Here is a 12,738-nt window from a genome sequence, read left to right as displayed (position 1 = left end):
GTAGACCTCCTTGTACAGCGGGTTGCAAGTGCGGCTCATTCGAGTCCCTGACTGTAGGCAAGGAGGCCCAGGATTGTTGACAATTTCGATGATTATTTTGTTAGAAGGTTGCCCGCGGCCACCGCGCGGCCGACTCCCCACCCCTTGCCCCCGCGCCAGGACACACCTAGCCTGATTTTGTGCCGCAAATAAACAAACCCCGAACGCACAACGCCGTGCCGGGCACCGCCACCGACCTCACCCGGCTACGAGCCGTCCTGACCGCCTTCTTCGCCCTCGACGGCTTCATCTTCGCCGGGTGGGTCGTCCGCATCCCCGCCATCAAGGAGCAGACCGGCGCCTCCGCCGGCACCCTCGGCCTCGCGCTCCTCGGCATCTCCGCCGGCGCCGTCGTCACCATGATGCTCACCGGCCGCCTCTGCCACCGCTACGGCAACCACCAAGTCACCGTCGCCTGCGCCGTGTTGCTGTCCCTCAGCGTCTCCCTCCCGCCGCTCACGCACTCGGCACTCACCCTCGGCCTCGTCCTGCTGGTCTTCGGCGCCGCCTACGGAGGGATCAACGTCGCGTTCAACAGCGCGGCGGTCGAACTGGTCCGGGCCATGCGGCGGCCCATCATGCCCAGCTTCCACGCCGCGTTCAGCCTCGGCGGCATGGTCGGCGCCGGCCTCGGCGGGCTGGTCGCCGGTGCCCTGACCCCGACCCAGCACCTGTTCGGCCTCACCGTGACCGGTCTGCTCGTCACGGCTCTGATCGGCCCCGCCCTGCTGCGCCTCCAGCCCCCGGCACCTCCCGATCCCCCCGCGGACTCTCCGAAGGGCGCATCGCATCCCTCGTCCGTCGAGGCGGTCCCACCCCGCCGCCTCGACGCCCGCACCCGTGGTCTCGTCGTCACCTTCGGCCTGATCGCCCTCTGCACGGCCTTCGGCGAAGGCGCCCTCGCCGACTGGAGCGCCCTGCATCTGCGGCAGGACCTCGACGCCACCGCAGGCGCCGCCGCCATCGGCTACTCCTGCTTCGCGCTCGCCATGACCGCCGGCCGACTCAGCGGCACGCGGCTGCTCGAACGCCTCGGCCGGACCCGCACCCTCGTGTCCGGCGGCACGACCGCCGCCGTAGGCATGCTGCTCGGCGCGCTCGCGCCCACCCTGTGGGCGGCCGTCCTCGGCTTCGTGATCACCGGGCTCGGCCTCGCCAACCTCTTCCCCGTCGCCGTCGAACGCGCCGGCACCCTGGCCGGTCCCGACGGAGTGGCCATCGCCTCCACCCTCGGCTACGGCGGCATGCTGCTGGGGCCGCCCGCCATCGGTTTCATGGCGGACTGGTACTCCCTCCCCGCCGCCCTCACCAGCGTGGCCGTCCTCGCCGCCACGGCCGCGCTCATCGGATTCCTCACCCGGCACGCGGCGGAACGCTGACCCCCGTTCACCCGGGGTGGCAATCAAGCCAACGGGCGGCCGAACAAGGGTGGTTGGGACCGGCGGGGCGCATGAGGCGAGGCGTGGGGGAATAACGTGGGCCTCCACGACCGGTGTTCGACGGTTTCGTGGCTCCCACCACGGACTCACCGTCGCTCTCACCACGTACACACAGGAGTGACCATGACGGACGAGACAGCGAACTCCGAGCAGGAAGCGCTCTCCAAGTTCGACACGACGGTGCCGCAGTCGGCCCGGATCTGGAACTACTGGTTAGGGGGCAAGGACAACTACGAAGTGGACCGCGTCGCCGGTGACGCCTTCCGCGAGATCTTCCCCGGGATCGAGACCGGGGCCCGCGCCGCCCGCTACTTCCTCGCCCGCGCCGTTCGTCAACTGGCCGCCGAGGAGGGCATCCGGCAGTTCCTGGACATCGGCACCGGCCTGCCCAACGTGGACAACACCCATGAGATCGCCCAGCGGGTGGCCCCCGAGAGCCGCATCGTCTACGTCGACAACGACCCGCTGGTGCTGGCACACGCCCGCGCACTGCTCACCAGCACCACCGAAGGCGTCACCAACTACGTCGACGCCGATCTGCGCGACCCGGACACCATCGTGCGGGAGGCCGCGAAGACGCTGGACTTCGACCAGCCCGTCGCGCTCATGCTGATGGGCATCCTGGGCCACATCGAGGACTACGACGAGGCCCGCTCGATCGTGCGGCGACTGGTGACGGCCCTGCCCGCCGGAAGCTATCTCGTGCAGTACGACAGCACCGACACGAGCGCGGACTACGTCGACGCCATCCGGCAGTACAACGAGGGCGGTTCGATCCCGTACATCCTGCGCAGCCCCGAGCTGATCGCGGGCTTCTTCGAGGGGCTGGAACTGCTCGAACCGGGCGTGGCGTCGTGCTCGCGCTGGCGTCCCGACGACAGCGCCTGGGGCCTGCCCGCCGAGGTGCACCAGTACGGCGGAGTCGGCCTCAAGCGCTGACCCCGCCCGGTAGCCCGGTTCGGCACCCGTCCCGGCTCAGATCTCCTGAAGGATGCGGTGCAGGATCGTCGGAGTCTCCTCCGGCGATTCCGCCTCGACCACCAGCCGGTTCATGACGTCCCAGTAGCACTCGATCTCGTTCGGCCGGTCGGGATAGAGAGCCGTGACGCGCTGTTCGAGGTAGACCATGTCGGGCAACCGGCCGCCGGGCAGCCGCAGGATGGTCACCGGACCGGCCTCCGCGGCATGGCCGCCGGCGAGGAACGGCATGATCTGGACGGTGACTTGGGGCAGCCGGCAGATCTCGATGAGATGCCTGAGCTGGGCGCGCATCGTGCGGATGCCGCCCACCGGGCGGCGCAGCGCCGCCTCGTCGATCACGGCCCAGAGTTGCGCCGCGGGCCGCCGGCGCAGGATCCGCTGGCGGGTCATCCGCAGCATGACCCGCCGGTCGAGCTCCTCCCCGCGAGCGTCCGAGTGGGCGAGCCGCAGGGAGGCGCGCGCGTAGTCGGGGGTCTGGAGCAACTGGGGCACGCGCTGGACCTCGAAGCAGCGGATGAGGCTCGCCGCCTGTTCGGCACCGAGGTAGGCCTGCGTCCAGGTGGGCACCACATCGTTGAAGTACTGCCACCAGGCAGGGGCGTTGGCCTCTTCGGCCAGGGCCAGCAGGGTGGCGCGCTCGCCCTCGTCGCGGACGCCGTAGAGCGTGAGCAGGTCGGCCACGTCGCGCAGTTTGAATCCGTGTCGGCCTGCCTCAAGGCGGCTGATCTTGGACCGGGAGGCGCGGATCACCTCGCCCGCGGCCGTGCGGGAGATCTGTCGCTCCTCCCGCAGTTCACGCAGCCGCGCGCCCAGGACCAGACGCGGCACCATGGGGCCGGCCGAACGGCCGTCCAGGAGAGCGCTGTCGGGCGGTGTGGTTAAGACCTCGTCGGAACCCATGGTCGATCTCCCTGCGGTGCACGCGACGTTGTGTGGGGACGAACGCTACGGTCAGTCATCTTAAGGGCAGTTGGCTGTCATCTCGCCGTGCTCAAGAGTTTGCTTTCCTATACGATTTTTTCGATCAGTGGAAGCTTCAGGGACCAGGAACACCCTTGCCACCACCTGCCGTTGCCGCAACCCTTGACGCGCAAGGGTTCCTGTCCCACGATCGCCGCATCCATTTCCTATTTGATTTGGCGAGGGTCGGGCATGCACCTCCCAACCAGATCCGTCCTGCCCGGAGTTGTCGCCATCACGCTTCTCGGCACCGGGACGTCGGCCTGCGGCTGACAGCCCGCCCCCCAATCCCCACGACAGAAACCGGAACCGCCGGATGAGCATCATCACGACCGCGAGCGCCAGGTTGGTCGACATCGCCGTCGAGCAGGACCGCACCGACGCCGTCCAGTCGTTCGTCAAACAGGAGACGATCCTGGTCGACGTGGAGACCTGGGACGGTGCCACGGGAACCGGCTACTCCTACACCATCGGCACCGGCGGCACCTCCGTACTGGCGCTGCTGCGCGACCACTTGCTGCCCGCCCTCGTCGGACAGGACGCCCGCAACATCGAGGCGCTGTGGCAGCGGCTGTTCGCGCTGACCCGGGCGACCACCACCGGAGCCATCACCTCACTCGCCCTCGCCGCCGTGGACACCGCCCTGTGGGACCTGCGCTCCAGGCGGACGGGCGAACCCCTGTGGCGACTGGCCGGCGGCCACCGCCAGGAGGTGCCGGTCTACGACACCGAGGGCGGCTGGCTCCACCTGAGCACCGAGGAACTGGTCAAAGGCGCCCTGCGCGCCCAGGAGTTGGGCTGGGCGGGCGTCAAGATCAAGGTGGGCAAGCCGCACCCGGCCGAGGACGCGGAACGGCTGCGCGCCGTACGCGAGGCCGTCGGCTCCTCGCTGCACATCATGACCGACGCCAACCAGTCGCAGACGGGCTCCTCGGTGCTGCGGCTCGCGGCGGCGCTGGAGCCGTACGACCCGTACTGGCTGGAGGAGCCGCTGCCCGCGGACGACATCAGCGGGCACGCCCGGCTCGCGGCGGCGACCCGCGTCCCGGTCGCCGTGGGCGAGTCCATGTACTCGCTCATGCAGTTCCGCTCCTATCTGGAGTCCGGTGCCGCCTCCGTCGTGCAGGTCGACGCGGCCCGGATCGGTGGCATCACCCCGTGGCTGAAGGTCGCGCACCTGGCGGAGAGCCACAACGTCATGCTCTGCCCGCACTTCCTGATGGAACTGCACGTCAGCCTCGCCGCCGCCGTACCCAACGGCCAATACGTGGAGTACATACCGCAGTTGAGGGCGGTGACCCGGACCGAGCTGACCATCCGCGACGGCATGGCGGTGGCCCCGGACGTACCAGGCATCGGCATCGACTGGGACCCGGACGCGCTGGACGACCGGCGGGTGGCGTGACGACCTCCGTCGGCCCACCGGACACCGTTGTTGCGGGACACCTCCACCCTCACCGTGGTCGCGCTCCGCTTCCTCCACGGCGCTAAGCGCATCGGCCGCGAGTTGCTGCTCGCCGCGCTGGCCGGGTTCATGGCGGCGGCCGGCACGGGCACGTTCCGTGCCTCCATCGGCGACGACTTCATGCTGCATCGTCGTCATGACGGACCACCGGGTCCGCGGCGAGGTCGACAACTCCCGTGACTACGACCGTGACTACGACCGCGTGAGTGGCCGGGTGATCCGTCTGATCCACGACCGCGACGCGGTGCGCTCATGAGGCGGGCGGCCCAGGTGATCGCCGTACGCCCGGAACTGCAGGACGAATACCGGGAGTTGCACCGCGCCGTGCCCGAGCCGGTGCTCGACCACCACCCCCTGTTACGGGGGCGGGTCCCAACTCCGGCTGCTGCGGGGGCCGTTCAGGCGACAGGCTCCGCGCCGCCGTCGATCTGCCGCTCCAGGCTCCGGGTGAGATGCTCCGTCATCGCCTCGGCCGCCCGCTCGGGGTTGCGGCGCAGGATCGCGCGGACGATCCGTTCGTGCTCCGCGACGGTCGGGCCTTCGGCGCCGACCACTTTGCTGAGCCGGAAGATGTGCAGATGGGCGTGGAGCCGTTCCACCGCGTCCGCGAGCAGCGGTCGGTCCGTGGCCTGTCCGATCGCCTCGTGGAAGCGCTGGTCGAGCGCGGCGAAGTCACGGTAGGAGGCATACCGGTCCTTGGGGCTCGGGTGGGCCTGTAGTTCCTCGACGATCCGTTCCAGGCCGTCGAGTTGCGCCTCGGTGGCGTTCACGGCGGCCAGCGCGGCTGCCCTGGGTTCCAACAGCAGCCGCATCTCGAAGAGTTCCTCAAGGCCCCGGCGGGTCAGCAACTGCGTCGCCCGGTATCCGGAGAGCGCCCGCTTCACCACCAGGCCCTCGGACTCCAGCCGGGCGAGCGCCTCCCGGACGGGGGTGGGCGAGACCTTGAGCGTGCGGGCCAGCGAATCGATGCCGACCCGTGCGCCGGGGGCGATCTCGTGGTCCATGACCATCGCCTTGATGCTCTCGTACACGCTGTCCGACAGCGCCAGCCGGACGGGCGGCACGCTCGGCTCGTCGCCTTCGTCCGGAACCCCGGCCGCGGAAGGACTGTGCGGCGGCATCCCCACTCCCCCTCAAAGGCTTGGCGTATCCGCACAGTTTAGCCAGGTGGAGAGAGCGGGCCGCCGTGAACGGAACACCTCGGTCCGGCGACGGCGACCGTCACCCCGCCTCGGCGGGAACCGCCGCTTCCTCGCTCTTCTCGGCCAGGTCGAGGCTGCTGCGCAGGCCGGTCGGCTTCAGCAGGATCGCGGCGATCACCGCGAGCAGGGCCGCCCCGGCGGAGAGCAGGAAGATCTGCGCGGTGGCGTCTCCGTAGGCGACACGGACGATCTCCCGTACGGCACCGGCGTCCGATCCGGTGGCGGTGCTCCGCAGTCCGGCGTCGGCGAGACCGTGCGTGATCTGGTCCTGGACGTGCCGGGCCAGTACGGCGCCGAGCACGGAGACACCGATCGTGCCGCCGAGCGAACGGAAGAAGGACACCGTGGAGCTGGCCGCGCCGATGTCCTTCAGCGGCACAGTGTTCTGCACGACGAGCACGAGGTTCTGGAGCGTCATCCCGACGCCCATCCCGACGCAGAGCATCTCCACGCTGAGCAGGAGGATGGGCGTCCTGGAGTCGAGGGTGCCGAGACCGGCGAAGCCGACCGTGAGCAGGAGGGCGCCGGTGATGATGAACGGTTTGATCTTCCCGGTCCTGCTGATCAGCCGCCCCGCGACGGTGGAGGCGATGAGGATGCCGGCCATCATCGGAATGGTCAGCAGACCGGCCTCGGTCGGACTGTGCCCACGGCTGAGCTGGAAGTACTGGCTGAGGAAGACGGCGGCGCCGAACATGGCCGTACCGACGGCGAGGCTGCCGACGATCGCCAGGGCCGTCGTCCGCTGCCGCACGATGCCGAGCGGTACGACGGGTTCCGCGGCCCGCGACTCCACCCACACGGCGACCGCGATCAGCGCCAGCCCGCCGCCCACCATGGCCCCGGTCTGCCAGGAGGCCCAGCCGAAGGAGTTGTCGACGAAGGACACCCACACCAGCAGCACACTGACCCCGGCGGCGATCAGGGTCGCCCCCAGGTAGTCGATCCTGACGTTCTCACGGCGGATCACGGGCAGGTTCAGCGTCCGCTGGAGCAGGAACAGGGATACGACGGCGATCGGCACGCCGATGAAGAAGCACCACCGCCACCCCAGCCACGAGGTGTCGACGATGACCCCGCCGAGCAGCGGCCCGCCGATGGTCGAAGTCGCCGTGACACTGCTGAGGTAACCGCTGTAGCGACCGCGCTCGCGGGGCGGGATCATCGCCGCCAGGGATATCTGGACGAGGGCCTGCACACCGCCCACACCGACGCCTTGCAGGGCCCGCGAGGCGATGAGCTGCCCGGCTGTCTGGCTGATCCCGGAGGCCACGGCGCCCAGCACGAACACGGCGATGGACGCCTGCACGAGGGTCTTCTTGCTGAACAGGTCGGCGAGCTTGCCCCAGATCGGTGTCGTCGCCGTGGTGGTGAGCAGGGTCGCGGTCACGACCCACGTGTACTGGGTCTGCGATCCGTGCACCGCCCCGATGATCTTCGGCAGCGCGCTGGAGACGACCGTACTGCTGAGGGTGGACACGAACAGCGCGAGCAGCAGCCCGCTGAGCGCCTTCAGCACCTTGCGACGGGCCGCGGGGGACGTCTCCGTGGGACTCGCCCCGTTCACTGCCGTGCTCATCCGACGAACCCCCAGCGACCAGCTCGCTATACGCCATGTATAGCGACATCGGTTCACCATACATGGCGTCCAGCGGCGGGAGACAGTGCCGTCATGTCCGACCTGCTGGGACGCGGTACGACACGGTGATCGACGCGTGCGGGGCGCGCGGCGGCAGCGTGAGCGTCAACGTGTGGGTGGTTCGGTCGAAGTGGTAGTCGCCGGGCGGCAGTTGGACCCCTCCTGCGCGCACGGTGCTCGGGGCGGTGACGCCGAGCTGGGAGACGGTCCACCGGCGGGTGCGGACCGGTCTGTCCGGTGAAGTAGTCGGTCCACCCGCTGCCGGGCGGGAACCAGACCGAGGTCGTGGCCGTGGTGACGGGGGCGACGAGCAGGTCGGGGCCGTAGAAGCACTCGCCGCCGGAAGTGGCGTACGCCTGCGGCTCGTTGGGGTATTCCAGGTCGGTGGGAGTCCTGGTGCGGGACGTCGCCATGACCGCCCGCTACTGGGTTCCCATGCTCGATCCCACGTCCGCGGCGCCCCTCTACCCCGCGAGACCGGACGCCCCGACGCGACTTCGGATCCTCGCCGACAGCTACGGCCTCTCCCCGCAGGACCGCGGCGAACTGCCCGACGTCATCGAGCAGGCCACCGCGTCCTGCCGGGCCTTCGTCTCCGACCGAGTGGCCGACGGTGACCCCGTCTTCACCCAGGCGCTGTCCGAACGCGGTGGTTGGCGGCGGCGTTGGGACCGCGTCCAGGAGTGGCTGGTGGCTCAGCGAGGTGTTCACGGCCGCCCTGTCGGGCTGACGGCTACTTCAGGTTGAGGGTGTCTCCGGCCGACGCCTTCAGCGAGGTGGTCGTGGTGCCGGGGAAGTACCAGCGCCAGCTGCCCGCCGAGGTGACGGTCACCTTGGTGCTCAGTTGCCCGACGTTGCCCGTCGTGACGGTCTTGACCGTGGCGTAGTGGGCGGCACCCTTCTTCCTGAACTGGAGCTTGACCTGCTGTCCGGGGAACCCGTAGTACTTACAGTCCTCCCAGTTGGCCCGCGACAGCTTGCCGGTGACCGTCACCTTGGCGTTCTTGGCGACCTTCTCGGGGCCGATCACCGTGGTGAGCTGGGCGGCCCGCTTGACCTTGTACTCGGCGATGTGGTCGGAGATCCAGTAGTCGCCGTCGTTCGCCTTGACGGTCGCGTTGATCTGCCAGACGCCGGCGACCTTGTTGGAGTCGATGTCGTCGCTGTCGGCGATCCAGGCGGGGTCGATGGTCAGCGTGGCCCGGCACACCGAGGTCGTCGCGCTCTTCTTCGTGCAGGACGAGTCGTCGTTCCAGGTCGCGAAGGTGTAGGCGCTCGTCTTGTTGAAGGTGCTGACGTGCGTGAGCCCCTTCACCCCCGAGTTGTCCTTGACGGTGATGTCGACCGGGTAGCGGATCGTCCGCGCCGTACCCACGATGACGTTGCCGCCGCCGTTGACGACGGTCTTCACCACCCGGACGTCACCCCGCCCCTCCGCGTGTGCCCCCGTCGCCGTCACCAGCACCAGGGCCGCGGCCCCGCCGGCCGCGGCCCAGGCCGTTCTGCGTCTCATGGTCCTCCCCTTGTCGTGTGCGTGCCAGGAGAGGTTATGTGATCGGCCGCGGTGATTGTTCCGTCTACCGCCGGTCCAGGTGGGCCAGCAGCAGGTTGGGGTCCTCTGCGGTGACGTAGGCCGCGCTCAGGACGTAGGCCGTGTCGCCGCGCAGGGCGATGGAGGTGGGATTCCGCAGGCCGTCGGCCTTGGTCAGTACGACGGTGTTGCCGATGTGCGGCTCGACGAGGACGACCTCGTTCGAACCGTTGACGGTGGCGAGCAGTTGGTCCCCGCGGCCGGTGAAGGCGAAGTCGTCGATCCCCGGCAGGCCGGTGGCCTCGGTGCGGACCCGGCCCGCGCGTCCGTCGCGCAGGACGGGGATGCGTACGACGGTGCCCTGGTCGAGGTTGGTGACCCAGAGCGCCCCGCCCCGGATCTTCAGGCCGTTGGCACCGAGGAAGCCGGCCGAAGCCAGTTCCGGGGCGGTGGACCAGGCGGTGGGTGTTCCGCCGGAGACGGGCACCTTCCAGACGGTGCCGAGCACGGAGTCGGTGACGTACAGAGTGCGCGAACGGGCGTCCAGCGCAAGGCCGTTGGGCAGTCCGTCCGCCGGGAGCGCGGCGATCCGCTCCGGTGTGCCGCCCGGCCGCAGCCGCCATACGCCGGTGAGGTCGGCGGTGCCGGTGGCGTACAGGAAGTACAGCGTCCCGTCGTGGGCCCGGACGATGCCGGACGTCAGCGCGAACCCCAGGACGGGGGTGTGGACCCCGCCGTCCGCCGGCGCGGGCAGGGTGGCCAGGATCCGGGTGGCGCCCTTGGGCGAGAGCCGGGCGATCTGGCGGGCGGCGGCGAAGGTGACGTAGGCGCTGCCGTCCGGGGCCAGTGCGATGTTCTCCGGAGTCTGCCCCTTGGCCAGGTCGAAGTGGCGGGCGATCCGCGCGTCGTTCAGCGGCGCGGAGACGGCCGAGGCGGGAACCGAGGAGAGCACCGCGGTGGCGGCCGCGACGACGACGGCCGCGGAAAGGGCCGACTTGGTGAGCGTCTTGCGCATGGGTTGGTTCCTTCTTGAGAGGTGAATGGTGAATACGGACAGTGCTTTCGGGCACCGCTTTTGGGCACTGCTTTTGGGCATGCGGCAGCGCGGTGCCGATGCGCGGGTCACATTGAGCGGGCGGCGGTCGACCGCCCTGGACGGGGTCAGTCCGTACTGACCCGGGTCCGGTTCGACGCGGACTCGGCCGGTACGGCGGCCTGGGCGAGCAGGGCCAGTGCCGCGCGTGAGGGTGAGTCGGCCGGGGTGGTGGCGACGACGAGGCTGATGCCACGCCCGAGGCCGAGGCTCTGCTGCACGACCGTCAGCGGACCCACCAGCGGATGCCTCATGTCGTACGAGGCGAACATGTGCGACTTGACGCGGTGATCGGCCCACATCGAGGCGAACTCGCCGCTCTTGGCGCTCAGTTCACCGACCAGCGCGTGCAGCGCCGCGTCGTCGGGGAACCGGCCCGCCATCAACCGGAGGTTGCCCACCGCGACCCTGGCCTTGCTCGGCCAGTCCGCGTACAGATCGCGGGTGTGCGGGTCCAGGAACACCAGCCGGGCCAGGTTGGGGCGCTCGGCCGGCCGGTCCGGGGCCTCGGGGTCGAGGTGCCCGGCAAACAACGCGTGCCCCAGCCGGTTCCAGGCCAGCACATCGGCGCACCGGCCCTGCACGATCGCGGGAGTGTCTCCCAGTACGTCCAGCAGTTGGGCGTTCTCCTCGGTCACCCGCTCCGGCGGGAGCCGTCGGCCCCGGGGGCGCTGTCTGCCCGCGTGGGCCAGATCGTGCAGATACCGCCGCTCGGGTTCGTCGAGCCGCAGGGCACCGGCCAGCGCGTCCAGTACTTCCGGCGACGCGCTCGGCGACTGTCCCTGTTCCAGCCGCGTGTAGTAGGAGACGCTCACCCCCGCGAGCAGCGCCAGTTCCTCGCGCCGCAGACCGGGCACGCGTCGTCGTTCCCCGTAGGTGCTCACCCCGACGTCCGCAGGACGGAGGTGAGAACGCCGAGCCTTCAGAAAATCCCCGAGCTGCGTTTCTCCGTTCACGGAACTCAGTATGGGCAGCGATTGCACCCGTGAGCCTGACCCAACTCTGGGTAGGCAACGCCGGGTCAGGGTCCCCGGCCCGTCGCGCGCGCAATCTCGCCGTCACTCCAAGTGAGCCCGCTTGACACGATCTCGTTGTCGATTCGACAGTGTCGGGCGTGACATCCTCCGCGGTACGACCGGACGGACATCCGCTGCGTCTGCTCTGCGAATCGCTGCGGTCCCGGCTCGACGAACTCAGCGTCGAGCTCACCGACGACATCAGACGCGAGATCCCCTCGTACGCGGCGATGCCGCTCGCCGAGCAGCGCCGGACGGTACGGGTCCGCCTCGGCTATGTGCTGCGCGGCCTCGCTCTCGATGTGGAACCGACGGCCGAAGACCTGCTGGAGGTGCAGACCGCGTCCCGCAGGAGGGCGTACTACGGGCTGCCCGTCCAGGACGTGCTCGCGACCTTCCATCTCGTCTCCCGCCGGCTGTGGGACGAACTGCGCACCGCGGCGCGCGGTACGGCGGCCGAGGACACGGCGATCGAGCTGGTCGCGCCGCTGTGGCTGTGGGTCCAGGCGATGAGCGGTGTCGTCGCGGACGTGTACGCGGACGAGGCCGGGGCACGCTACGGCCGCGAGGCCGGTCTGCGTCAGCGCTTCCTGGAACTGCTCCGCACCGGTGGGGCACCCCGCGAGCACACCGCCGAGATCGCCCGTGAACTGGGCTTCGACCCGGACGGCGAGTTCCAGGCCCTGTGTACGACGGCCGCCGTGTGGTCCGCGGAAGGGCGCCTGGGCCTGTTGCAGCGCGCGGCACAGCAGGTCACCGGAAAGGTCTCCTGCGGCCTGAGCGGTGAACTGATGGTCGCCATCACCCAGCGGAGCGACCCGGCCGACCTCGTCAGCCGCGTGATCAAGCTGGGCGGCGACGACGCTCTCGTGGGCGTCGGCCTCGTACGGCCCGGGCTGGCGGGCGCGGAGATGAGCATCAGCGACGCCGAGCGGGCCCTGGTGGTCGCCGAACAGGGCGGCCGTGCGACGGCGTTCGAGGACGCCTGGCTGCGGGCTAGCCTGGTCGACAGCCGGGACCGGCTGCTGTCCCTGTTCACTGAAATCCGCCGGGTCGCGGGCGAACAGCCCCAACTGGCCGAGACCGTCCTCGCGTTCGCCGACGCCGGGCTGTCGCTCGCACATACCGCCGACGCGCTCCGGATCCACGCCAACACGGTGGCCTACCGGCTCGGCCAGTGGCCCCATCTGCACCTCAAGGTCGCGGCCCCGGGACACCAACTCATCACCACCCAGCTGTACTTCGAGGGCGGCGAGCACGTGGCCGACGACATCGCCACCGCGGTGAAGCCGGAGCTGATCCTGGCCCCCACCCCGGTCGCGGACGGCGACGGCCGGGAGGTCACGTACGACTTCGTTCTCGACAAGGCGTGA

At 69.9% G+C, this 12,738-nt stretch carries 12 protein-coding genes and 1 pseudogene; 6 read left to right on the top strand and 7 right to left on the bottom strand.

Annotated elements, in window-relative coordinates; genetic code table 11:
• Positions 1-215 precede the first annotated feature (215 nt).
• A complete protein-coding gene (locus ACWIHT_RS16635; protein WP_456168753.1) occupies positions 216-1,418 on the top strand; it encodes an MFS transporter in 1,203 nt (400 codons plus the stop codon).
• A 183-nt stretch (positions 1,419-1,601) separates the two neighbouring features.
• Positions 1,602-2,417, top strand: a complete 816-nt coding sequence (locus tag ACWIHT_RS16630) for an SAM-dependent methyltransferase (RefSeq protein ID WP_456168751.1) — start codon at positions 1,602-1,604, stop codon at positions 2,415-2,417.
• Between the two features lie 36 nt (positions 2,418-2,453).
• Here the strand turns inward: ACWIHT_RS16630 and ACWIHT_RS16625 are convergent, their stop codons facing one another.
• Positions 2,454-3,359 carry a helix-turn-helix domain-containing protein gene (locus ACWIHT_RS16625; protein ID WP_456168749.1) on the bottom strand — a complete coding sequence of 302 codons (906 nt, stop codon included), beginning with the start codon at positions 3,357-3,359 and terminating at the stop codon, positions 2,454-2,456.
• A 376-nt stretch (positions 3,360-3,735) separates the two neighbouring features.
• On the opposite strand from ACWIHT_RS16625, the gene ACWIHT_RS16620 reads away from it, so the two are divergent.
• Together ACWIHT_RS16620 and ACWIHT_RS16615 are read left to right on the top strand one after the other, a co-directional pair.
• Complete coding sequence (locus ACWIHT_RS16620) at positions 3,736-4,824, top strand: mandelate racemase/muconate lactonizing enzyme family protein (RefSeq protein ID WP_456168747.1); 1,089 nt, start codon at positions 3,736-3,738, stop codon at positions 4,822-4,824.
• Positions 4,825-4,854: 30 nt separating this feature from the next.
• Positions 4,855-5,064: a hypothetical protein gene (locus ACWIHT_RS16615; RefSeq protein WP_456168745.1), complete on the top strand. Its 210-nt coding sequence runs from the start codon at positions 4,855-4,857 to the stop codon at positions 5,062-5,064.
• Positions 5,065-5,282: 218 nt separating this feature from the next.
• Here ACWIHT_RS16615 and ACWIHT_RS16610 read toward each other — a convergent pair whose 3' ends face one another.
• The 3 genes and pseudogenes from ACWIHT_RS16610 to ACWIHT_RS16600 form a co-directional block, all read right to left on the bottom strand.
• Positions 5,283-6,005 carry a GntR family transcriptional regulator gene (locus ACWIHT_RS16610; protein ID WP_456168743.1) on the bottom strand — a complete coding sequence of 241 codons (723 nt, stop codon included), beginning with the start codon at positions 6,003-6,005 and terminating at the stop codon, positions 5,283-5,285.
• Between the two features lie 100 nt (positions 6,006-6,105).
• A complete protein-coding gene (locus tag ACWIHT_RS16605) occupies positions 6,106-7,665 on the bottom strand; it encodes an MFS transporter (RefSeq protein WP_456168741.1) in 1,560 nt (519 codons plus the stop codon).
• Positions 7,666-7,756: 91 nt separating this feature from the next.
• Positions 7,757-8,114 (bottom strand): annotated as a pseudogene (locus ACWIHT_RS16600) (TIM-barrel domain-containing protein); the annotation flags it as partial.
• A 7-nt stretch (positions 8,115-8,121) separates the two neighbouring features.
• On the opposite strand from ACWIHT_RS16600, the gene ACWIHT_RS16595 reads away from it, so the two are divergent.
• A complete protein-coding gene (locus tag ACWIHT_RS16595) occupies positions 8,122-8,472 on the top strand; it encodes a hypothetical protein (RefSeq protein WP_456168739.1) in 351 nt (116 codons plus the stop codon).
• Here the strand turns inward: ACWIHT_RS16595 and ACWIHT_RS16590 are convergent.
• The 3 genes from ACWIHT_RS16590 to ACWIHT_RS16580 form a co-directional block, all read right to left on the bottom strand.
• Complete coding sequence (locus tag ACWIHT_RS16590) at positions 8,459-9,238, bottom strand: hypothetical protein (RefSeq protein ID WP_456168737.1); 780 nt, start codon at positions 9,236-9,238, stop codon at positions 8,459-8,461. The genes ACWIHT_RS16595 and ACWIHT_RS16590 overlap by 14 nt on opposite strands.
• 64 nt (positions 9,239-9,302) lie before the next feature.
• Complete coding sequence (locus ACWIHT_RS16585) at positions 9,303-10,271, bottom strand: SMP-30/gluconolactonase/LRE family protein (protein ID WP_456168735.1); 969 nt, start codon at positions 10,269-10,271, stop codon at positions 9,303-9,305.
• Between the two features lie 146 nt (positions 10,272-10,417).
• Positions 10,418-11,305: a helix-turn-helix domain-containing protein gene (locus tag ACWIHT_RS16580; protein WP_456168733.1), complete on the bottom strand. Its 888-nt coding sequence runs from the start codon at positions 11,303-11,305 to the stop codon at positions 10,418-10,420.
• Between the two features lie 158 nt (positions 11,306-11,463).
• Here ACWIHT_RS16580 and ACWIHT_RS16575 point away from each other — a divergent pair, with 158 nt between their 5' ends.
• Entirely contained in the window at positions 11,464-12,738 is a 1,275-nt protein-coding gene (locus ACWIHT_RS16575; RefSeq protein ID WP_456168731.1) for a dioxygenase family protein, read from the top strand.

This window comes from Streptomyces sp. NPDC002276 (assembly GCF_053891435.1).
This window is presented reverse-complemented; position numbering and strand designations above follow the sequence as displayed.